This window comes from Okeania sp. SIO2B3 (genome assembly GCF_010672525.1).
GTDB lineage: Bacteria > Cyanobacteriota > Cyanobacteriia > Cyanobacteriales > Microcoleaceae > Okeania.
Genome location: NZ_JAAHGH010000008.1, coordinates 480,820 through 500,887, shown reverse-complemented (window position 1 = coordinate 500,887; position 20,068 = coordinate 480,820). Strand labels below are relative to the sequence as shown.

At 37.9% G+C, this 20,068-nt stretch carries 23 protein-coding genes; 10 read left to right on the top strand and 13 right to left on the bottom strand.

The genetic code is table 11. From position 1 onward, the window contains the following. Positions 1-1,192 precede the first annotated feature (1,192 nt). Together rpaB and F6K15_RS11315 are read right to left on the bottom strand one after the other, a co-directional pair. Positions 1,193-1,924, bottom strand: coding sequence for a response regulator transcription factor RpaB (gene rpaB / locus F6K15_RS11320; protein WP_293060850.1), 732 nt, complete (start codon positions 1,922-1,924; stop codon positions 1,193-1,195). 183 nt (positions 1,925-2,107) lie between these two features. Continuing rightward, a complete protein-coding gene (locus F6K15_RS11315) occupies positions 2,108-3,367 on the bottom strand; it encodes a transposase (protein ID WP_293060773.1) in 1,260 nt (419 codons plus the stop codon). Between the two features lie 307 nt (positions 3,368-3,674). On the opposite strand from F6K15_RS11315, the gene radA reads away from it, so the two are divergent. Both radA and F6K15_RS11305 read left to right on the top strand, forming a co-directional pair. Then, complete coding sequence (radA, locus tag F6K15_RS11310; protein ID WP_293060771.1) at positions 3,675-5,234, top strand: DNA repair protein RadA; 1,560 nt, start codon at positions 3,675-3,677, stop codon at positions 5,232-5,234. A 385-nt stretch (positions 5,235-5,619) separates the two neighbouring features. Next, the gene (locus tag F6K15_RS11305; RefSeq protein WP_363267735.1) at positions 5,620-6,165 is read left to right on the top strand and encodes a helix-turn-helix domain-containing protein; all 546 of its coding nucleotides are present in this window, start codon (positions 5,620-5,622) and stop codon (positions 6,163-6,165) included. Between the two features lie 16 nt (positions 6,166-6,181). Here F6K15_RS11305 and F6K15_RS11300 read toward each other — a convergent pair whose 3' ends face one another. The 4 genes from F6K15_RS11300 to F6K15_RS38295 form a co-directional block, all read right to left on the bottom strand. Further along, complete coding sequence (locus F6K15_RS11300) at positions 6,182-6,313, bottom strand: hypothetical protein (RefSeq protein WP_293060770.1); 132 nt, start codon at positions 6,311-6,313, stop codon at positions 6,182-6,184. 211 nt (positions 6,314-6,524) lie between these two features. Beyond that, complete coding sequence (locus F6K15_RS38305; protein ID WP_363267764.1) at positions 6,525-6,767, bottom strand: hypothetical protein; 243 nt, start codon at positions 6,765-6,767, stop codon at positions 6,525-6,527. 272 nt (positions 6,768-7,039) lie between these two features. Then, positions 7,040-7,408, bottom strand: a complete 369-nt coding sequence (locus F6K15_RS38300) for a hypothetical protein (protein WP_363267733.1) — start codon at positions 7,406-7,408, stop codon at positions 7,040-7,042. A gap of 40 nt (positions 7,409-7,448) precedes the next feature. Continuing rightward, positions 7,449-7,880: a helix-turn-helix domain-containing protein gene (locus F6K15_RS38295; RefSeq protein WP_363267731.1), complete on the bottom strand. Its 432-nt coding sequence runs from the start codon at positions 7,878-7,880 to the stop codon at positions 7,449-7,451. Between the two features lie 201 nt (positions 7,881-8,081). Here F6K15_RS38295 and F6K15_RS11290 point away from each other — a divergent pair, with 201 nt between their 5' ends. Next, positions 8,082-8,663, top strand: coding sequence for a hypothetical protein (locus F6K15_RS11290; protein WP_293060768.1), 582 nt, complete (start codon positions 8,082-8,084; stop codon positions 8,661-8,663). Positions 8,664-8,804: 141 nt separating this feature from the next. Here the strand turns inward: F6K15_RS11290 and F6K15_RS11285 are convergent, their stop codons facing one another. Next, positions 8,805-10,100: a glutamyl-tRNA reductase gene (locus tag F6K15_RS11285; protein WP_293060767.1), complete on the bottom strand. Its 1,296-nt coding sequence runs from the start codon at positions 10,098-10,100 to the stop codon at positions 8,805-8,807. 1,044 nt (positions 10,101-11,144) lie between these two features. Beyond that, positions 11,145-12,182 (bottom strand): class II fructose-bisphosphatase, encoded by a 1,038-nt coding sequence (gene glpX, locus F6K15_RS11280; protein WP_293060765.1) that lies wholly within the window; start codon positions 12,180-12,182, stop codon positions 11,145-11,147. A gap of 608 nt (positions 12,183-12,790) precedes the next feature. Here glpX and F6K15_RS11275 point away from each other — a divergent pair. The 3 genes from F6K15_RS11275 to F6K15_RS11270 all read left to right on the top strand — a co-directional run bounded on the left by F6K15_RS11275 (position 12,791) and on the right by F6K15_RS11270 (position 14,131). Continuing rightward, complete coding sequence (locus F6K15_RS11275) at positions 12,791-13,120, top strand: co-chaperone YbbN (protein ID WP_293060763.1); 330 nt, start codon at positions 12,791-12,793, stop codon at positions 13,118-13,120. Between the two features lie 307 nt (positions 13,121-13,427). Continuing rightward, positions 13,428-13,490 carry a helix-turn-helix domain-containing protein gene (locus F6K15_RS38290; RefSeq protein WP_363267762.1) on the top strand — a complete coding sequence of 21 codons (63 nt, stop codon included), beginning with the start codon at positions 13,428-13,430 and terminating at the stop codon, positions 13,488-13,490. A gap of 29 nt (positions 13,491-13,519) precedes the next feature. Beyond that, complete coding sequence (locus tag F6K15_RS11270; RefSeq protein ID WP_293060761.1) at positions 13,520-14,131, top strand: HEAT repeat domain-containing protein; 612 nt, start codon at positions 13,520-13,522, stop codon at positions 14,129-14,131. A gap of 68 nt (positions 14,132-14,199) precedes the next feature. On the opposite strand, the gene F6K15_RS11265 is transcribed toward F6K15_RS11270, so the two are convergent. From F6K15_RS11265 to F6K15_RS11245, 5 genes are all read right to left on the bottom strand, one after another. Then, entirely contained in the window at positions 14,200-15,126 is a 927-nt protein-coding gene (locus F6K15_RS11265; protein ID WP_293060760.1) for a HEAT repeat domain-containing protein, read from the bottom strand. Positions 15,127-15,269: 143 nt separating this feature from the next. Further along, a complete protein-coding gene (locus F6K15_RS11260) occupies positions 15,270-15,350 on the bottom strand; it encodes a hypothetical protein (protein WP_293060849.1) in 81 nt (26 codons plus the stop codon). Between the two features lie 188 nt (positions 15,351-15,538). Further along, positions 15,539-15,847: a transposase gene (locus F6K15_RS11255; protein ID WP_293060758.1), complete on the bottom strand. Its 309-nt coding sequence runs from the start codon at positions 15,845-15,847 to the stop codon at positions 15,539-15,541. 41 nt (positions 15,848-15,888) lie between these two features. Beyond that, positions 15,889-16,377 (bottom strand): bleomycin hydrolase, encoded by a 489-nt coding sequence (locus F6K15_RS11250; protein ID WP_293060757.1) that lies wholly within the window; start codon positions 16,375-16,377, stop codon positions 15,889-15,891. 73 nt (positions 16,378-16,450) lie between these two features. Beyond that, a complete protein-coding gene (locus tag F6K15_RS11245; protein WP_293060755.1) occupies positions 16,451-16,993 on the bottom strand; it encodes a phycocyanin subunit beta in 543 nt (180 codons plus the stop codon). 362 nt (positions 16,994-17,355) lie between these two features. Here F6K15_RS11245 and F6K15_RS38285 point away from each other — a divergent pair, with 362 nt between their 5' ends. The 4 genes from F6K15_RS38285 to F6K15_RS11230 all read left to right on the top strand — a co-directional run bounded on the left by F6K15_RS38285 (position 17,356) and on the right by F6K15_RS11230 (position 20,007). Next, the gene (locus F6K15_RS38285) at positions 17,356-17,466 is read left to right on the top strand and encodes a zinc ribbon domain-containing protein (RefSeq protein WP_363267727.1); all 111 of its coding nucleotides are present in this window, start codon (positions 17,356-17,358) and stop codon (positions 17,464-17,466) included. A gap of 315 nt (positions 17,467-17,781) precedes the next feature. Beyond that, positions 17,782-18,576 carry a phycobilisome rod-core linker polypeptide gene (locus F6K15_RS11240; protein WP_293060754.1) on the top strand — a complete coding sequence of 265 codons (795 nt, stop codon included), beginning with the start codon at positions 17,782-17,784 and terminating at the stop codon, positions 18,574-18,576. Positions 18,577-18,720: 144 nt separating this feature from the next. Continuing rightward, positions 18,721-19,515, top strand: a complete 795-nt coding sequence (locus F6K15_RS11235) for a phycobilisome rod-core linker polypeptide (RefSeq protein WP_293060752.1) — start codon at positions 18,721-18,723, stop codon at positions 19,513-19,515. Between the two features lie 246 nt (positions 19,516-19,761). Continuing rightward, positions 19,762-20,007, top strand: coding sequence for a phycobilisome linker polypeptide (locus F6K15_RS11230; protein ID WP_293060750.1), 246 nt, complete (start codon positions 19,762-19,764; stop codon positions 20,005-20,007). Positions 20,008-20,068: the final 61 nt, after the last annotated feature.

The window sequence follows — 20,068 nt, the reverse complement described above, 5'->3', positions numbered from 1 at the left end:
GATTAAATCTAAAAGCATTGACTGATATTGGCTTGAGCCTTTTTAGAGTCCCCAAAAGTCCCCTTGTTTGAGCTGTTCATGCTCAAAAAGTTAGCATAAAAGGCAGACAAGAACATAAAAACTGAGGGACAAAACGCCCGCTCCTACCTCCTTGCTCATTCCCCATTTCTCCTGTCTCCTGTCTCCAGTATAGCTGTCTCCTACAAAGAGCAAAAAGACTTTCCATACGCAAACCCTAAATATAGTGTTTATATTTGAGAAATATGAATATATAGCAATATGATTTAAGTTGTGAGATATTGGCAAATTTTAGAGCACAGGAAACAGAGAAAAAGAAAAAAATCTATCATCTGAATATAATAACTGCTATATTCTATACTTTTAAGGAACACCTCAATTCTCATAACTGATTCCTAATTGCTATATCGTCTCTACATAAATTTTGAAAGCTATAATTTAACTCATTGACATACTCCCGACGCTCCCCTACGGGAGAGCGCGGGACTTCCCGCCGGGGAAATTAAATTTCTTTAAGAAGGAAGAAGGAGGTGGAATCTTATACCAAATATCGCGCATTTTTGCTACATCTTCTTGAAAGCAGAGAGTAGGAAGTAGTTCAACAATTAATAATTAATAATTAATAATTAATTATTACCTCTCCTTGAAAAGAAGAGGATTGACGCGGAGCGTGAAAATTTTTTCTTCTCTTGGTCGATGGTCGGACAGCTCCGAGACCTCGCCATCCCACCCTGCGGGAAGCTGCGAAGATAGAACTCCGTTCCGCTGTCGCGTTTCGCGTCAGCGTTGCGAAGCAAACGACCGCTTTTTTCTCCTTTAAAGGAGAGGCTTTCAACCTTAATTATTCGGTAAATGAGGAATAAGATCTCTTGACTTCATACAAATAATTGCTAAAAAAATTAATGATCATTGTTCATTACTTAATAACTGAAGTGTTCAATAAAAATAGCATTATTTTTAGGAATTGGTATTAAACCCGTAAAGAAAAAGATAAATTTAGATACCAATCAGCCAATTTTTAAAATTACTGAATAACTAGGATTTTTTAGTAGTGCTAAACAAGTAATAATTTTTATTGTCTACCTTCTTATAATTAATAGGGATGTAGCAAATAATACCCTTAAATCTTTAGGACTACCAATTTTTTAGCCTTTGATTTGACTGTAACTATATTTCAACCAACTTCACCAGGCTCAATAATACGTTGAAATAAATAACCAGTACCCCGCGCAGTTAAAATCAATTCTGGATTACTTGGATCTTCTTCTAACTTAGCCCTCAGCCTAGAAATATGAACATCCACTACCCGCGTATCTACATGGCGCTCTGGAGTATAACCCCAAACTTCCTGCAAAATCTCAGACCGAGAAAAAGGTTCTCCAGAACGACTTACCAACAACTCCAACAAACTAAACTCCATACCAGTTAGTCTAATTCTTTCATCACCCTTGTAAACCTGACGTTTATTAGTATCAATTCTAATAGTGCTAACTTGGATAACACCAGAACTAGGAATACCATTAGCCTCATTTTTCTCTACTCGACGTAATACAGAACGAATTCTTGCTTCTAATTCTTTTGGAGAAAAAGGCTTCACTACATAATCATCAGCACCTAACTCTAAACCTGTAATTCTATCTGCAACATCTCCCAAAGCAGTTAACATAATTATAGGAATATCTGACTCTTTCCGTAACTCTTGACATACACCATAACCATCTAATTTTGGCATCATCACATCTAATACCACCAAATCTGGGTCTGCATTGCGAAAAGTATCCAAAGCTTCTTCCCCGTCAGCAGCAGTAACAACATCATAGCCAATCATTGACAGTCGAGTTTCTAAAATACGACGGATACTTGCCTCATCATCAACAACCAATATTTTTTCTTTATGATTTTCCACTTTTCCTAACACTCCTTCATTTAGATTTTTGACACTCTCACCGTTAAATCTGGTGATTATAAAGGGAGATTCTTGTCTGGCAGATTCGTAAGCTTGGCAACAAATCAAATAAACTGAGTTGCACCCCTGTCAGACCATCTCCACAAGCTTTCTCTTTAACGGTATGTATACCGCTATTAATCCTCACCCACCCCTCTTGCTCCCCTCCCGGGAGGGGATGGGGGTGGGTGCAGCAGCTATATCACGATTTATTTCATAACCGCAGTTGCTACAATTATGCTTTCTATCAGAGAGTTTTTTCTTTTCAATCTGCCCACATTTAGGGCATTCTTGAGAAGAATAATCCTTGTCAACTTTTCCATAATACTTGCCTCTTTTCCAGCATATATAAGGAAGTATTTCATTGATCAATTGACCGATGCCACTGTCATTAGATTGTTTTCTAACAATACCTCTAGACCAAGACTTAAAGTTAATATCTTCAACGAAAATATTGTCTGTATTATCACAAAGTTCATGAGCTAATTTGAAATTCCAGTCCCGTCTAGTATTGGTTATTTTCTCATGTAGTTTAGCTATCTTGTTCTGAAGTTTTAACCAATTATTTGACCCCTTCTTTTTTTTCTTAAGTCTTCTTTGCAGTAAGCTCGCACGTTCCCTCTCTTGGTCAGCATTCCCTTGGGCCTGGAGGCGACGCGGGGTCTGACCGCTTGCGCCTGGAGGCGGCGCGGGGTAGCTCGCCAATTTAAGCTCGCGTAGTTGGCTGAATAAAAACTTAGGAGATTTGATTAACTTTCCAGTTGAAGTCGCTACAAAACTTTCTATACCTGCATCTATTCCTAATGACTTTTTACCTACTGGATTATCTGGCACTAACTCAGATGAAGTAAAAGTAATCATCAAATAATAACCAGTTGCTTTTTTGACTATCCTAGCTTGTTTAGCTTGAAAACCATCTGGATATGGCCTACTTTGTTTAATCTTAATCCAACCTAGCTGAGGCAGTTTAACTCTATTATTGCCTAAGGAATTTTTCAGCATGGCAGGAAAAACAAAACTTCTCAGCTTTTTCTTAAATCTTGGAAAACCTTTACCCTGAGATTTCAGACCACAAAAAGCTCTATCTAGAGTCTTTAAAGTTTGTTGTAAAACTTGAGCATTAACTGACTTTAATCTAGGATGAGTTTTTTTAGCTATTGTGAGGTTTTTGGCTTGATGATTGTAACTAGGATAAGGTGTCTCAGTAGGAATAATATATTCAGAAACAATTGAACAGCTATTAATTGGTGATTGTCTCGCACTTGACCAGTCTTTTCGCTCTCTCAAAGCATAATTGTACACGCTCTTACAAACATCAAGAATATGATTAATCTCTATTTCTTGTTGCTGAGTTGGGTTGAGCTTGTACTGGTAAGCTAAAGTAATCAAAGGTTGAAAAATCAAATGTTAATAACTATATTATAACTGATACTGGATTGATTCGCGCTCCGCTCAATTATTATATAGATATGTTGAAATTCATTAGGGGCTGTCTGCGTGGGTTTCCCGCGCAGTTTATACGCCCCATCTCACTGCTAAATTAGAAATTATAGTGGCTCGAGCTCTTTCAAGATTCTTTGATATTAATTTTCTTAACTCTATCATCAAACAGGACAAAAGAAATTACCATTATGGATTACTCCTTAGCTTAGGATGAGTCAAACTTGAGGCTTTTTTATATTTACGAGTGAATATTAAATTATTTTAAGAAATGCCAAAACAGAAAATAAAGTATGTTTGTGGAGTATGTGCCAAGGAGTACCCTAAATTCCAAGGCAAATGTACAAACTGTAACAGTTGGGATTCAATACAGGAAGTAATAGAAGAACCAACGACAAACCCTCTACAAAGATTGGGACTGACTGATATTGGCATTGGCACTCAAGCATCTGAATCGGATCAGTCTTCTGGTCAACCAAGGGCATCTTTTCTATTATCCCAGATTTCTGACCAAAGTTTGTCCAGAATGCCTTCTGGGTTTGAAGAGTTAGACCGAGTGCTTGGTGGTGGAATTGTTCCTGGTTCCTTGGTTTTGATTGGTGGAGAACCTGGTATTGGTAAATCTACTCTTTTATTACAGGTGGCTAATCAGTTGTCTAGTAGATGTCGGGTTTTATATGTATCGGCAGAAGAGTCTGGACAACAGGTTAAATTACGTTCGCAACGTTTAATTGTTAATCTCAATGAAGTAGAAGTAGAGAAAGAGGATAAGGATAATGTTTCAAATGTTGAGATGGATGAAGATTTATCCTCCAACGAAAGTCAAGAAAACAATGACAATGCTGAAAATATAAAAGATTCCACTACAGATTCTCAGGAAAATTTATTTTTATTGCCAGAAACAGATTTAGAAGTAATTTTAAGAGAGTTGGAATCTCTCAAACCATATCTTGCTGTGATTGACAGTATTCAAACAATTTATTTTGCTTCCCTGACTTCTGCTCCTGGTTCGGTTGCTCAGGTGAGGGAATGTACTTCGGCCTTGATGCAGGTAGCAAAGCGGGAAAATATTACTTTATTAATAGTCGGTCATGTAACTAAAGATGGTGCTTTGGCAGGTCCCCGTGTTTTGGAACATTTGGTAGATACAGTTTTGTATTTTGAGGGCGATCGCTTTGCCTCCCATCGTCTGTTGCGCTCTATGAAAAATCGTTTCGGCGCTACTCACGAAATTGGAGTCTTTGAAATGGTGGCGAATGGTTTAAAAGAGATATTAAATCCCTCAGAGTTATTTTTAGGAAGTAGGGATGAGTATTCGTCGGGAACTTCTACAGTTGTTTCTATGGAGGGTACTCGCCCAATAGTTGTAGAGATTCAGGCATTGGTTAGCCCAGCGAGTCATGGTGCACCTCGACGTTCTACTACTGGAATTGATAGTGGTAGGTTGCAACAGATTTTGGCAGTGTTGGAAAAACGGGTCGGCATTCCTTTATCTAAATTAGATACTTATGTGGCGACAGTGGGTGGGTTGACTGTAGAAGAACCCGCAGCAGACTTGGGAGTTGCTATTGCAGTAGTGGCTAGTTTTCGCGACCGGGTAGTTGACCCCAGAATTATTTTGCTGGGAGAGGTTGGTTTAGGAGGCCAGGTGCGACCTGTATCTCAGTTGGAATTAAGGTTGAGAGAGGCTGCGAAGTTAGGTTTTAAGAGGGCAATTATTCCGAAAGGTCAACAAACGCCGGATTTAGGTATGCATATTTTGCCTATTGCTAAGGTGATTGATGCGATTATTGCTGCGATTCCAGCGCAACCTCCAACTATGGAGAGTTGATATTTTTTTCTTAAACTTCCAATCAAGAAAGTTTGTAAATTCCACTGCAAATCTGAAAAAAATGAGTATTTAGAACTTGCTGATTAACTAGATTTGCTGAAAAAGTATGAGTGGTAAGGATAGGAGTCAGAATCCTGCAATCCTGCAATTCAGAAGGAATGGGAATTATAGAGGAGTTAGTCAGAATAATCGTCCCTTGATTTTCTGCCCAACTATGAGCCCAAAATGCGCTCCTTTTTGATGATGAAGAGCTGAAAACCAGGTACTTTTTCCAGACATAAAAAGATAGACTAGGAAAATTTTTTATCCGAAGCACCTGAGATGTATGATTTTGTAACTTTTGTATTATTTAGTATTATTCCGCTATACGCAATAGTTAAATATTATGTTTGTTGGAACTACTGAAGCAGCTTCTCTATTAAGTATTTCTGCTCAACGAGTCAGAGTTTTAATCAAGGAAGGTCGGATTCAAGGGGCTCGGAAAATTAATGGTCGAATTTGGGTGATACCTCTGTATAAAGGTATGCCCAGAGTCTCTGGGAGAAAACGTGGCCCCAAACCCAATTGGTCTCCTCATCGCCACTGCGGTAAAAATACAATTCATTTCAATCGACCTAATATAGAGAAAAATCGAAAGCTCAAAAAGGTCGATCCTCAAGCAAAATGTGAATATGTACTTTCTGCTCAACGTGGCTCTGAGATTTTAAGCAAGGGTCACGAAGTTGAGATTCACGGTCCTTGTCGGATTGTTTATCGACCAGATAAGCCTCATACTTGTGGAGCTACTGTTTGGATTGAGACTTTGGCAACGGCGACAGTGTTTAATCTTGATGGTACAGTGGAGCGGGTAGATAGTAGATGGATTTGGGAAGAAGAGGAAATGTGGAAAATTAACAAGAAAAATATTGAGGAATTAATTAGGGCTTGCTGATTAACACTCAAACTATTTACAGATAAATGCTCAAATTCAGTTCCTCAAATTCTGGCCGACTTAGGCGATAGAACTCCGTTCCGCTGTCGCGATCGCCATTTTCCAAAGTAGGTTTTAGTTGTTCAGGAATAGACTTTGCTTGACTCATAATAATGACTTTCCTATAGCAATTTTTTATTTTGTAAATTTAGAGCAATACAGTATTTCTTTGATTAGCTGAATAATACGATACTCAGTTAAATTGCTTTTATTTAATCCTGTAATTCCAAGTTTTGATAGCCAAATCAATATACCAACGTGACTTACCTACACAGACACATCCGCTTTCTGTGTTGGCTTCTGATGTCTTTTAAAGACGGTCAGAACTTCCGAGCGAAACAGAAGCAGTTTTTGACAAGCGCAATAACTACTTTGTTTTTACGGCGGTTTATCGTCGGGAACAAGTCCAGCCCGACTCGTTTCAAATTGATAGCAGCGTTAATATCTCTATCAATTTTCAACTGTAATTCCTCATCAAAATATTCCCTGAGACTGCAATTTGTAAACACAATTTCATCTCTATAAGAAAGTAATTGAGATGTATAATTTGGTTTACACTCTATAACTCTAGCGTTTGCTTTTTCGGCTACCTGACCTAGTATATTAAAGAATTGACTAAATGCAGCATAAGCACCAAGATTTATTTAACCCAGACTTTGAGGATTGACCATTAGGTAAATATTTCCCATCTTCATCTTGTTTAGCTTTTATTCTGCGAGTTAAACCTGTGAGATTTAATTTTTCATGGAAAAATACTTTTTTGCCTGTCCGAGTTAGCTTATAAGCTGTTTTATAATGAAAATCTTTACGGCTTCTAGCTATTTTTTGATGAATTTTACCTTCGCGTTTTGCGTGCTTTACGCCTAGCTTTACTACCGTGTCTACGTTTGTTCTTGCGTTGGGAGACTTTCGCTAGCTTGTCTTGGTTTGTTCTTAAAGGTTTGATAGAAGGTAATTTATTTCCTTCTGATGTAGCTAGATAAACATCTTTGTCTAGGACAGCATCTAAACCTATGGAGTTTTCCCAAGTAGGTTGAATATTATCCACTTTAAACTCAGGAATTGACGTATCGTCTAAGCTTAAATTTATCGACCAACCATCGGCTTTTTTTATGATTGAAACTTGTTTTATTTTGCCTCCATTAGGTATTGGTCTATGGGTTCTGATTTGAAGTAATCCTATTTTAGGAATTGAAATATACAACCATTTGCTATTAATTGATGAAAATTTTAACCAGGAATCATCAGCACTCTTGAAAATTTAATGAACGATATCTAGATTGACTTTTAAATCTCGGTTTACCGCTACGATTGCCTTTACTATCACCTGTGACAAACCTAGAAAATGTTGTTTCTACTCTTCGACAAACATCCTGTAATACTGTTGAGTAAACCTGAGAAAAATCAAGATATTCACCTGAATGTTTGACTTCTACTAAATCCCTTTTCAGCTCTGGTAATTGCTTTTTCTGGTTATAGTAATTTGGCCTGTCTTTTAATTCAGGCAAATAACAAACCAGAGGACAAGCATTTACAGGACATCTGTTTTGCTCCCACCAGTTAAAACGTTCACCTAGCATTCTGTTGTACCAATACCGACACATCCTAAGCCAGTTGTTTAGTATCAACTTCTGGCTAGCTTCTGGATATATACGATATTGGTAGGTATATTTCATTTGCGATAAATATTTAAAATATGCTGAATTATAGCAAAATATTTTATAATGTCCACTTTATTATTAATTCCTAAAATTAAAATGCAATTCCAAATTGGTGATATTTAGTCAGTTCAGCTTTTTGCGCATACTCGCCATTTTTTCGTTTACTTTGGTAATAAAGAAACTATTGAATGGAGGCCTTGGGATGGAACATCTTGGATGGGTGGGAAAGGGCATATTTTCAGAAAAAAACTTTTTCAAGTAGGTTCCGAGTATAAGTGGCTAGGGAATAGTGGTGAGTTGAAAGAGATAACTTTAGAAAAGCGTACTGGAGTAACTAAGGAATTAATAGAAAAACGAATTAAGCTAGTTACAACTGGAATTGATTACCATTTAGGTCATCGTAATTGTGAACATTTTGCATATTTTGTTACAGGAAATATGCCACGTTCTGACCAAAGTATTTGGCATATGTTTACAGATCACGATCCATTTAATATCCAACCTATGATTAATAATTTTGACCAACTGCGTGAGGCATTACTCAGAAGTAAACACTGTGGTCCTGTGGGTCTATCCAGAGGAGATTTCGAGAATGCAGTTTTTGTTAGTCAATTAGACGATGGTTATTACACCTACCACCTAAGTCATCCTTTAGGAGGTCAACATTTATATATTACTACTGTTGAAAAAGCTAAAAATTTTGAATCAAGCTACAACTCAATTGTTTTGGCATATTTTGGCGCATTCTTTGGTAGAGGTGAAATTTTCAGCATTGTTCGCCAGTTGCGGGGGTGTTAATTTCTTTTATTTATTTGTGGGTACTGGTGATAAGGTAATTAATCTTGATTATTATGAAACTTATAACTATAGTTTTTTCTTAGATATTATAGACATTTCAAATCACAGAATTACCAATTCACCAACACCCAAAAATTCCAATTAAACAACTTTCCCAGAACTAATTTCTTGTTCTAAATTAAACAAAAGTTGTAAAGTCTGCATCGCATGACGCCTCGCCTCAATATCCTGTTGTGCCCGTAACTGAACCATTGGGTCATGCAAAATCTTATTCACAATACCCCTAGTCAAAGCCTCAATTACCTCTTGATGTTTTTCCGCAAATTCTGAGCCTAAACGAGATAAAGCCTTTTCTAATTCCTGCTCCCGAATAGTCTCTATTTTTTGTCGTAAAGAATTAATAGTCGGAACCGTCTCTAAACTTCTCCACCAAACATCAAAAGCTTCTACCTCTTCCTCCAATAAAACCTCAGCCTCCATCGCCATCTGCCGACGACTTTCTTGATTTTGAGCAACAACCGCCTTTAAATCATCCACATTAAAGCAACGAACATTTGGCAATTCATTCACATCAGTAGCAATATTACGAGGTACAGAAATATCCACCAACATCAAAGGTTGATTAAGGTCTAAAATTGCTTCTAATTTAGCTTTATCTAAAATTGGTTGAGTTGCGCCAGTGCTAGTAAATACTAAGTCAGAATTAGCAATAATCCGATCCATTTCTGACATAGAATCAACATTTATATCTGCATCTTTAAAACTATTTGCTAAATCCTGAGCGCGTCCGATAGAACGATTAATAATTGATATATTAGTTGCACCTTTAGCTAATAAATGTTGCACCAATAATTTTGACATTTTACCAGCACCAACAATAGCCACTCGGTAATTAGATAAATCCTCTAATTTCATCTGAGCTAACTCTACTGCTGCAGAACTAATAGAAACAGCACCAGTACCAATACTTGTTTCTGTCCGAACCCTTTTTCCAGCAGTTACAGCTTGCTTAAATAAACGATTAAGAATACGCCCAATACCTTTATATTGTTGTCCGAGTTTATGAGTTTGTTTAACCTGAGCTAAAATCTGTCCTTCACCTAATACCAGACTATCTAATCCAGCAGCAACTCGCATTAAGTGCATAATAGAATCTTCATGGAGCAACATAAATAGGTGAGGACGGAGTAAATTTAAAGGTATTTTACTAGAGTCAGAAAGAAACTGAATTACTTCCCGAATACCAGGCTGCATTTCATTAGTAACTACATAAATTTCTAAACGATTACAGGTACTAAGAATGCCAACTTCTTGGGTATAAGTTCCACCACATAATTGAGTAATGGCATTTTCTATTTGTGTTTCTGGAATACTTAATTTTTCTCGAACTTCAACCGGTGCTGTTTTGTGACTAAGTCCTACAACTGCGATATTCATATAATTTTTTTTGTTATTTTGTCGTTATTTGTAAACAGAATTTAGTATTGATAATTTTTCCATAATTATAGGAAAATAACTATCAATAATTGATGATTTGAAAAGAGACTTTAATCCCTCCAAAATTATACATTTTGACATAATATAGGGATTTTTTATCTAATGGTTAAATACTCAGAAAAGTAATACTTTTAAGCTCAGAGATGATAGCTGGTTAATGACAATGGATAATTGACAATTGATAATTAATCCATTCGGTTTAAACCCTCTCCTTTTAAGGAGAAAAAGCGGTCAAGGAATGGTGTTAGCGGAACGGGTCTCCTCGCCATATCCAATTGACCAAGAGAAGAAATCTGATTTCCTTATATTTAATCAAGAGCGGTTTTAACCAGAGGTAATTATCCATTATTCATTATCCATTGATAAAAGCAGATTCCATGTAAATGTGCCACTCTAGTTTAGATTCCAAATAACGAAAGCCTCAAAATACTAAGGATTGAAAAAACTATATTTTTTCTTACTCCCTGCTGTACTTCATAAACCACCGAATACGCTGTAAATTAAAAAGATGAGGTAGAGAGGAGAAATTTATCTTATTTCCACATCTAATCAAAAATTATTCAAAAAAAGGAGGCAGGTTTAATAAATGACTAAAATTTTTCCATCTAAAAATATTTAATTAAAAACCTACCCCAAAAAATTGAAATAGCACATTAGTAGTCAGGAAGCAATTCTCAAGGCGTATAGTATTTAGATAGCAACTAACTAATGTTGATAGCCGAAAACTCAAACCTAGTTAATTCTAAACTCCCACACTACAAATCTTTTTTGATCAGGGTGGAGTAGTTTGACCCTTTTAGCCGATAAACGTTTTCAGAGTATGACCTAGGAAATGCTAATAGCTCATAATAATAGCTAGTTAATCATTCCCAAGCCATTCCTATTGAGAGCAGGAAATTAATTATGACCACTGGATATTAATTTTTTGCAGGTCATTTTTTAACTTGAATATTTCCTAAATTTCCCATTTACCCAATACTATTTCTATTTAAGTTGTAGTGATTTAGATTCTCCGAACATATGCACAGTATCTACGAACCGAGCAGTTTTTGACTGAGAAGAAATAACTAAACTTTGGGTACGAGCACCATGAGGGAAGAAGCGGACTCCCTCCATTAGAGTACCAGGAGTAATACCACAAGCTGCAAATAGCACTGTTTCCCCAGAAGCTAACTCTTCAGCATTATAAACTTTGTCTGGATCTTCGACACCCATATCTTTGAGTCGAGCCATGTTATCTTCTTTGCTTTCTCCAATTAAACCAGTTTTGACAATAGCTGGGTCATAAATCAGTTGTCCTTGGAAATGGCCTCCTAAAGCACGCATAGCTGCTGCTGAAATTACTCCTTCTGGCGCTGCACCAATACCCATCAAAGCATGGATATTTGTACCTGCAAATGCACAAGAAATAGCTGCTGAGACATCACCATCGCTAATCAGACGGACTCTGGCACCAGCTTGACGAATTTCATTGATTAGCTCTTTGTGACGGGGGCGATCCATCACTACCACTACTAACTCTTCAACACTACGTTCCATGCAGTCTGAAATAATCTTGAGATTGTCAGTGGCAGATTTATTAATATCTACATGATTTTTCGCTACTGCTGGTGCAGCTAGTTTTTTCATATAGACATCTGGTGCTGCCAATAGACCTCCTTTCTCAGAAATGGCTAATACTGCCATGGAACCATTTTGACCATAGGCCACTAGATTTGTACCTTCGCAAGGGTCAACTGCTATATCAATCTCGACTAGCTGTTCTATGTCACAGACATCTTTAGCATTGGGCTGAGTACAAATTCCTACTTCTTCGCCAATGTAGAGCATAGGAGCTTCATCTCGCTCTCCTTCTCCAATAACGATGCGACCCCGCATATGAATTTTGTTCATCCGCTCCCGCATAGCTTCTACAGCTACTTCGTCTGCGGTATTTTTCTCACCTTTTCCCATCCAACGAGCAGAGGCGATCGCTGCTTGCTCTACTACTTCGATAATTTCTAAACCAATTACGTTATCCACGATTTTTTTATCCTCCCAACTGCTGAGGAAAACTTTTTTATTTAGTTCTCCCAGTGTTAAAGTCTATCAGAGCCAGGGATCAGCTTAGGACTTTGTGCGGAATGTAGGGTGTAAAGTTTTATTACAGACATTTAATTGTCATAAGTCTAAAATATAAAGCCATAAGTTTAATAAAAAGATTAATATAAGGAAAACGACGGTTTGGGAAATTTACTTGCTTCAGTTATCTTATGTATTTAGGGTTTGCGCTTCACTAGTCTTATGGGTAAGGGTAGGAGACAGCTATACTGGAGACAACCCACCCGCGGGTTCCGACCGTGGAGGGGAAGATAGGAGGAACGGGGAATTATAGAGGAGGTAGGAGGAAGAGTAATCAAGGGATTATTCTGCGCAACTATGAGCCTAAAATGCGCTCTTTTTTGAACCATTACGACCATTAAGCTTGGACTTTTTTCACTAAAAAATGCTAAAACCTTTATATGTCAATGCTTTTATATTTAATCAGCAAACCCTATTTAGATATTTAGTTTGAGCTACTTAAATTCTGATAAAATGAATACCCACAATATTTGTGAAAAAATGTCAGCAAATTATGGAACGGAAAAAACGTGAGTAGTAACGTTATTGTCATTAATGATTCTCAGTTTGAAACTGAAATCCTCAAGTCAGAAAAACTTGTATTAGCTTATTTTTGGGCTACTTGGTGTGGCCCATGCAGGTTGATGTCCCCTTTAGTGGAAAAAGTGGCCACTGAATATAGCGATCGCCTCAAAGTAGTGAAAATGGAGGTCGATCCTAAGTCTGAAATTGTGAAGCAATATCAAGTTGAAGGAGTCCCTGCTTTTAGACTATTTCAGAATCAAAAATTATTACTCTCCGATGAAGGAGCTATGACAAAACAACAGTTAATCGATAAGTTAGAACCTTATTTTATCTGAATCAAGTCTTTGTTATATTTAAAGAGCGGTCAGCTTTGCGCGGAAAGCGTAGCATTCGGGAACGGAAAGAGGATGAGCAACCCCTTCTAAAATTAAATGACTTGCTCGCGTTTTGGGGAATTAAACCCAAGCTTTAAGATACCATTATCTATGCACTACCTTTGTAGGCTGAAGCGCTGAAGCGCTGAAGCGCTAGTTAGGAGTTCACTGAAAAACAGGGTCTGAAGCCTCGTCCTTTTAGGGCGACTTTTTATTTGATTTGATACCCATAAATATGCTATCTCAATGTTAGTTGAAAACGATAATAATGAAAGCTAGGTACAAATATCGAATTTATCCAACAGCTGGACAAAAACACCGAAAGGTATAGTGATAATTTGTGAAACTACTCATAAAGCGATGACACAATCCTCTTTATTTGAGAAACTAAAACACCCTAATCCTCACTTGCGCGACCGAGCAATGTGGGAAATAGCCGAAACTCGTGATGAAACTACCATTCCTAACTTGATGGAAGTTTTGGCAGAAGAAGATACCGTCTATCGACGGGCAGCAGTTAAGGTACTAGGAGCTATCGGGATAGATACAGTACCATCTCTAGTAGATTCATTGCTCAACAGTGATAATTCAACTATTAGAGGCAGTTGTGCTAAGGCTTTAGCTCAGGTAGCTACCAACCACAAGAATGTTCCCTTCCCCTCTGATGGAATTGAGGGTTTAAAAAAAGGACTCAATGACGCAAATCCTGTTGTTTACATTGCTTCTGCAATGGCGTTAGGGGTTATTGGTAAGCCTGCTTTAGATAGCTTGCTAGAGGTTCTTGATGGGACTGATAATCCAGCTTTGGCAGTAGCGATTCTTAATGCTGTTAGTTCTATTGATGACGACCGCTCTAGAGAAATATTAAGCAAATTCAAAAATGATAAATCTGCTGATACCTATGTACAGGAAACTGCTAACAGTGCTGAATCTCGGGTGGATATGTTGAAGTTTAAATCTAATCCTAGTTAAGTTAACTTTCTTATGGCTAAAGCTCTCTGCTTCAGCCAGATTAAGGTTATCTAATAGCTTATTTATTCCTAATCGTTTTCTGGAGGTTGTCTCTCTAATTGAGTAATTGCCAATTTGATAATTTTCTTAATATCTTCGTCTGACTCTTGTTCCCATGCTGCTCGCAAGGGTTCTAAAGCATTATGGGAACGGATTTTCATTAAGGACAAAGCTGCTGCCTTGCGAGTCTCACCGCTAGTAGGATGATTCAGTAATTCAATTAGACTGGGAACTGCTGGTTTGTAAGCTAAATTTCCCAAAACTGCTGCTGCTTCAGTGCGTACCTCTTCAGACGCATCTCCCAGGGCAGTTATCAAAATATTGATGGCCTCCTCTTCTCCCGAATCTTGGGCAATTTTGGCGATCGCTCCTACCACAGCGGACCTAACTGCCACCTTTTCAGAATTAATCTCCCGATACAAATGCTCTTTGGCTTCAGGCCCAATAAATGCCAATGCCCAAGCAGCATGACCTTTGGTGCTTTCTGGATATTCTGTAGACCCTAAAATTTCTAATAAAACAGGGGCAGCAGCTTCTCCTATCCGAGCCAGAGCGCCAACTGACGATCCTTTAACTACTGTATCTTCATCATTGAGGAGAGCATGGACTAAGGGAGAAACTGTTTCTGGGTCGGCAATCAGGGTGAGGGTTTTGGCGCTAGCTCGTCGCACAACAGGATCGGAGTGATTGAGGAGAGCCTCTATCAAGAAAGGAGTAGCTGGTTTGCCAATTTGTCCAAGAGTCTCGGCAAAACCTAAGCGCACCATTCCCCGCTTATCGCCCAAGCATTCTACCATGAGTTGTAACCTTTGGCGGTCGTTGATGTCAAAAGTTTTTTGGATTGCTTCTTGTCTAGTTTCTGCTAGAAAAGCATCTATTTCTTCTGGAGACAAAGTATTTTGGACTGCTTCTTGTCTAGATTCTGCTAAAAAAGTATCTGTTTGTTCTGGAGACATGGAAAAACTATAAATAATTATGACAACTAATAATAAAAATACGCTAAAAAACCCCCGCTGTACTGCTTGGGCAATACAGCATCGGGAGTATATTATAAGATCAAGAAAAATACTATGCTACCTTAGTAATACTGGTACTTTTTCTACTGCAATGGCATATCTTGAACATGACCGCACCTACTGCAAGTCTTAGAAGATGGGAAAAATCTGTCAACTACTACCAGATCAGAACCGTACCACTGAGTTTTATATTCTAGCTGTCTACGAAACTCATAAAATTACTATAGGCTAATTGATTTAGCTAGCTTGTGGTTGGCTACCCATACGCTAACGTTCAAATCTTCAACGACGACAGTGCCGTGGTTCAAGGCTTGCGTATGTTGTCAATTTATGAAGTGCATCTTTGCGGATATTAGCTACTCGTCTGTGCTGCGATCGCTAGCTTAATTACAGCTTTGTACCAATTATTTGAATGTTTTACTTTCCTGCTTAGTTGGCGTTGCAATTTTGCTAGTTGATCTTGAGCTGTACGGTAAGGTTTAATGCTTGGGAAAACTTGACCAGTACTTAGTGTTGCTAGCATTTTAACGCCTAAATCAACACCTACAACATCAGTAGTTTTTGGTGTGTTCTTCAATTTAAGATAATGAAGGAATCTGAGTCGATTACTTAACTGTTCTAACCAAGTAACAAGTAACAGGCTACAGAATCCTTCACCCATAAAGACTCGTTATTTTATTGTCATTTGAGACCAACCTATTACTAGGACATGGCATTAATAACGTAATCTAGGTATGCTGTTAATTCGGTTGCCGCTTGACCAGACATATCACGGTCAGGACAAATCCGATCGCGAATTTTGCTTAAACCAGTCACATAAGTATCAGTGCTAATTCCTAATGCTTTATAAACTTCACGAGCACCAGCAATACCCCATTCATCAACAGGACCTGTACCACCAACAACTAAACAATAGTTGATTAAACGTAAGTAGTGAACGATATCACGCTTACACTTAGATTTTTGCACATCTTCACCAATGTCTTTACCACTTCCATTGGGGTACTTAGCATAAATTGCGTCAACAGCTTCTTGAGCAACCGCATCATAGTTAGCAGCTAATTTTTCTGCTGCCTCCAAACGAGCGGCTCCACGTTGTAAACTACCTTGAACGGATTCTAAGTCAGAACTACTGGGATAACGACCACCTAAATCAGCAGATGCAATTGCTGTGGTTAAAACTGATTTCATTATTGAGATTCTCCTAAATCTGAAAGAAAATTGATAAAGTACAAAAAATGTATGAACGAAAAATTATTTGGTTCTAGCTAATAGCTGCAACAACAGCATCAAAGTAACCAGACACTTCAGAAACTAAAGAAGCACAAGCTCCATCTTGTTCAGTTACATTCATTTTGCGTTGAGAAGCTGTATTGCTAACAAAAGCTACTGCTGCTGCTTTCATAATTCCGACTGCACGAGCTGCACTTCCTGCTGGTACACCTAAAGCAGCATAGGTTTCTTTTAGGCCATTTAAACAACGGTCATTGAGTACGGAAGCATCACCTGCTAAAAGAGCATAACAGATATAGCGAAGAATGATGTCACCGTCACGCAAGCAAGCTGCCATTTTGCGGGTAGTATAAACACCGCCACCTGGTTCAGTTAAACCAGGACTTTCACAACAGATACCTGAAACAGCATCACTCACGATACAGCTTGCATTACTAGCAATAAAGTTTACTGCATCAAGACGTTTGTTTCCATCTGCGATAAAAGATTTTAGTGCTTCTAAGTCAGAACCACCAATGAAACCATCTTTCTTGCTGTTTGCGTCAACTACAGCTTTGGAAAATGCATCAAGCATCTTTAAAATCTCCTGATTTTGAATATTTTTTTCTTAGTCCCTTATTTTTAAGGAATTAATTAGGTTGGATTAATTTAACCGTTCCGAAGCAATAATAAAGGATAAAGTTCCATTTTGTCTTTGATTATGATAAACTAATTAATATTTTGTAACAAAATTAACTATTGTGACAATTTGTTTCTCATAAACCATCCATCATAGTATGATGCGATGCAAACCTAAAACTAGCTAGAAAGCGTAGAGTTAGCCATTGGTTTTAATCAATGGTTGTCAAGGGCGACGGGTTTTAAGCCGTCATTATTCTTGACAAGAAAAGTCCAATTTTATGTTAATCTAAAATTGAAAAAGTGAGGTGATGCAAATTGTTAAGAACTTATGACTGCCCTGAATGTGGCTTGTCAATAGATAGAGATTTAAACGCCAGTATTAATTTGAGAGATGCGGTCGGCTCGACCGTGAATGCCTGTGGATGAGTAACCGCCGACGGCCTCAGTGGAAGCAGGAAGTAAACATTAAAATGTCACTTTTTATGACGTTTTATATCGGTTTTATAGAGCAGTTACACTTCTCAAGCTAGTTTTTTAGATAATGATTTTCTACCAAAATATAAAGCTATTCAAAAAAAGGTAAGCTCACAGCTAGATTTCGGTCTATGCCGAGGAGTGTAGGAGTCTGTTGATAGGCTTGAAGCAAATGTGGATTTATCCCATTTGCGGTGGACTAACCACAGAATCCAGGGTGTTTCAACCCCTGGAGATGTCAACATAATCATAATTAAGGAGAAAAATATGGGCAATTTAGCCTTATCAGCAACTCTAGGATTAGATGCTTTTGAAGTTGATCCATTAGAGTTGCGTTCTAATTATACAGAAGACGATTTGCAAACTGTCATTCGGGCAGTTTATAAACAGGTATTAGGGAACGAATATATAATGGAAAGCCAACGTCTCGATAGCCCAGAAGCTCTATTGAGAGATGGATCTATTAATGTACGTGAGTTTGTCAGAATTGTGGCCAAATCACCTTTATACCAGTCTCTATTCTTTCATAGTTCTTCCCAGTATCGGTTTATCGAACTCAACTTTAAACACCTTTTAGGTCGTCCACCTCTAGATCAGTCGGAAATTGATGAACACGTTTTAATATATTCTGAGCAGGGATACGATGCAGAGATAGATTCTTACCTTGATAGTAATGAGTATATTGAAAGTTTTGGGGAAGATATTGTTCCTTATCCTCGTAGCATTGCCTCTCAAACTGGGATGAAGACAGAAAGCTTCAATCGGATGTTTTCTTTATTACGAGGACCTGCTACAAGCGATCGCGATAACACTGCTAAATTAATTTCCTCTTTAGCAGCTAATTTAGCAACTCCAATTAAAGCACCAGCAGTTGGTAACGGAGCAGCTTCTGATAGTACAAGCAAGCGTTATCGGGTTCAATTTTCTACGGCAACAACTAATGCTCAGTTAAATCATTTAAGTAAGCGGGAATGGATTGTTGATTTTAGTCAGTTGTCTGCAACATTTAAGCGAATTCACGAACAAGGTGGTAAGATTCTCAGTATTACCGAATTAGTGTAGCGTTTTTTCTTTACTATTCAGGACTTACCCATGAGATGCTAAAAATTAGGATTTGAGATTGCTTCCCTATCGGTCGCAATGACGAAAATACTTTGTAATGTGTAAGTCCTACCATTATTAAACCAATCATATCAGGAGGAATTTATGGGCAATTTAGATATGTCAGCAACTCTAGGATTGGATTACTTTGAAGTTAGTCCCCTAGAATTACGTCCCAATTATACTGAGGAAGATTTACAAACGGTCATTCGTGCAGTATACAAGCAGGTACTAGGAAACCAATATATAATGGACAGCCAACGTCTTGATAGTGCAGAATCAATGTTGAGAAATGGCTCAATTACTGTTCGTCGCTTTGTCAGGATGGTGGCACAATCTGAACTATATCAGTCTTTATTCTTTCATAGCTCTTCCCAGTATCGGTTTATCGAACTGAATTTCAAACACTTATTAGGTCGTGCTCCTCAAGATCAATCGGAAATTGATGAACACGTCAGAATTTATAACGAAGAGGGATACGAAGCAGAGATTGATAGTTACCTTGATAGTAATGAATATCTGGATAGTTTTGGGGAAAATATGGTTCCTTATCCTCGTAGCATTGCCTCTCAACCCGGAATAAAAATAGAAGGCTTTAATAGGATGTTTTCTTTATTACGAGGCTCTGCTACAAGCGATAGCGATAACAGTGCTAAGTTAATTAGTTCTGTAGCTGGGAATTTAGCAACTCCCATTAAAGCACCTAGTATGGGTAATGGTGCAGCTTATGATAATACATCTAAATCTTTCCTAATTGAGTTTTCCTCCCGTACTAATGATGCAAGACTAAATCGTCGTGGGAGAAGACAAACAATTGTTACCTATTCTCAAATGAACCAACAAGTTCGCAATATTCACAAAAGTGGTGGCCAAATTACTAAGATCACTGAGTTAGTTTAAAATCAAAGATAGTAGTCAGTAACAAGCAAAATAATTGCTGTTCTGACTATTATAGTTATTTGATATTTAACGCAAGTATAAAGAGCGAAAAATGCGGTCGGTTTGATCGTCAATGCCTGTGGATGAGTAGCCGCCGACGGTCTCAGTGGAAGCAGGAAGTAAACAGCCTCCTAGGTCGGAGCTACGCTATCAGATTGTCACGTTATGTGATGCTTTGTATCAGTTTTATATCGCAGGAATTTGATAATGACACAAATGACAACCATTGGAACTCCCCAAATGAGTGAGTATGACGATCGTATTGTTGAAATTGAAGTTACAGGAGTCTGTCGTCAAGATGTTAAACGAGTGAGTTCTTACAAAAAGAAAGTTGCTCATAGCCGTATGAATGAAGCCATGCGAGAGATTTATTCTTTAGGAGGAAAAGTTGTAGGCGTTAGATTGTTAGGGGAATCACAAGCAAATAACCAACCAGTTGAGACTGACGCTTGAAGCAAGACGGAAGAAAAAAAGGCTAAAAAATAGCCTTAAATAATTCGTCAATTATTTGTGT

Excerpts from the sequence above, each read along its gene's own strand:
- F6K15_RS11235 (WP_293060752.1), top strand. The coding sequence starts at position 18,721 with ATGGGCAATTTAGATATGTCAGCAACTCTAGGATTGGATTACTTTGAA.
- F6K15_RS11255 (WP_293060758.1), bottom strand. The coding sequence starts at position 15,847 with ATGGGTGAAGGATTCTGTAGCCTGTTACTTGTTACTTGGTTAGAACAG.
- F6K15_RS11270 (WP_293060761.1), top strand. The coding sequence starts at position 13,520 with ATGACACAATCCTCTTTATTTGAGAAACTAAAACACCCTAATCCTCAC.
- F6K15_RS11285 (WP_293060767.1), bottom strand. The coding sequence starts at position 10,100 with ATGAATATCGCAGTTGTAGGACTTAGTCACAAAACAGCACCGGTTGAA.
- F6K15_RS38295 (WP_363267731.1), bottom strand. The coding sequence starts at position 7,880 with ATGAAATATACCTACCAATATCGTATATATCCAGAAGCTAGCCAGAAG.
- F6K15_RS11245 (WP_293060755.1), bottom strand. The coding sequence starts at position 16,993 with ATGCTTGATGCATTTTCCAAAGCTGTAGTTGACGCAAACAGCAAGAAA.
- F6K15_RS11265 (WP_293060760.1), bottom strand. The coding sequence starts at position 15,126 with ATGTCTCCAGAACAAACAGATACTTTTTTAGCAGAATCTAGACAAGAA.
- F6K15_RS11290 (WP_293060768.1), top strand. The coding sequence starts at position 8,082 with ATGGGTGGGAAAGGGCATATTTTCAGAAAAAAACTTTTTCAAGTAGGT.
- F6K15_RS11240 (WP_293060754.1), top strand. The coding sequence starts at position 17,782 with ATGGGCAATTTAGCCTTATCAGCAACTCTAGGATTAGATGCTTTTGAA.
- F6K15_RS11305 (WP_363267735.1), top strand. The coding sequence starts at position 5,620 with ATGTTTGTTGGAACTACTGAAGCAGCTTCTCTATTAAGTATTTCTGCT.
- radA (WP_293060771.1), top strand. The coding sequence starts at position 3,675 with ATGCCAAAACAGAAAATAAAGTATGTTTGTGGAGTATGTGCCAAGGAG.
- F6K15_RS11300 (WP_293060770.1), bottom strand. The coding sequence starts at position 6,313 with ATGAGTCAAGCAAAGTCTATTCCTGAACAACTAAAACCTACTTTGGAA.
- F6K15_RS11250 (WP_293060757.1), bottom strand. The coding sequence starts at position 16,377 with ATGAAATCAGTTTTAACCACAGCAATTGCATCTGCTGATTTAGGTGGT.
- F6K15_RS11230 (WP_293060750.1), top strand. The coding sequence starts at position 19,762 with ATGACACAAATGACAACCATTGGAACTCCCCAAATGAGTGAGTATGAC.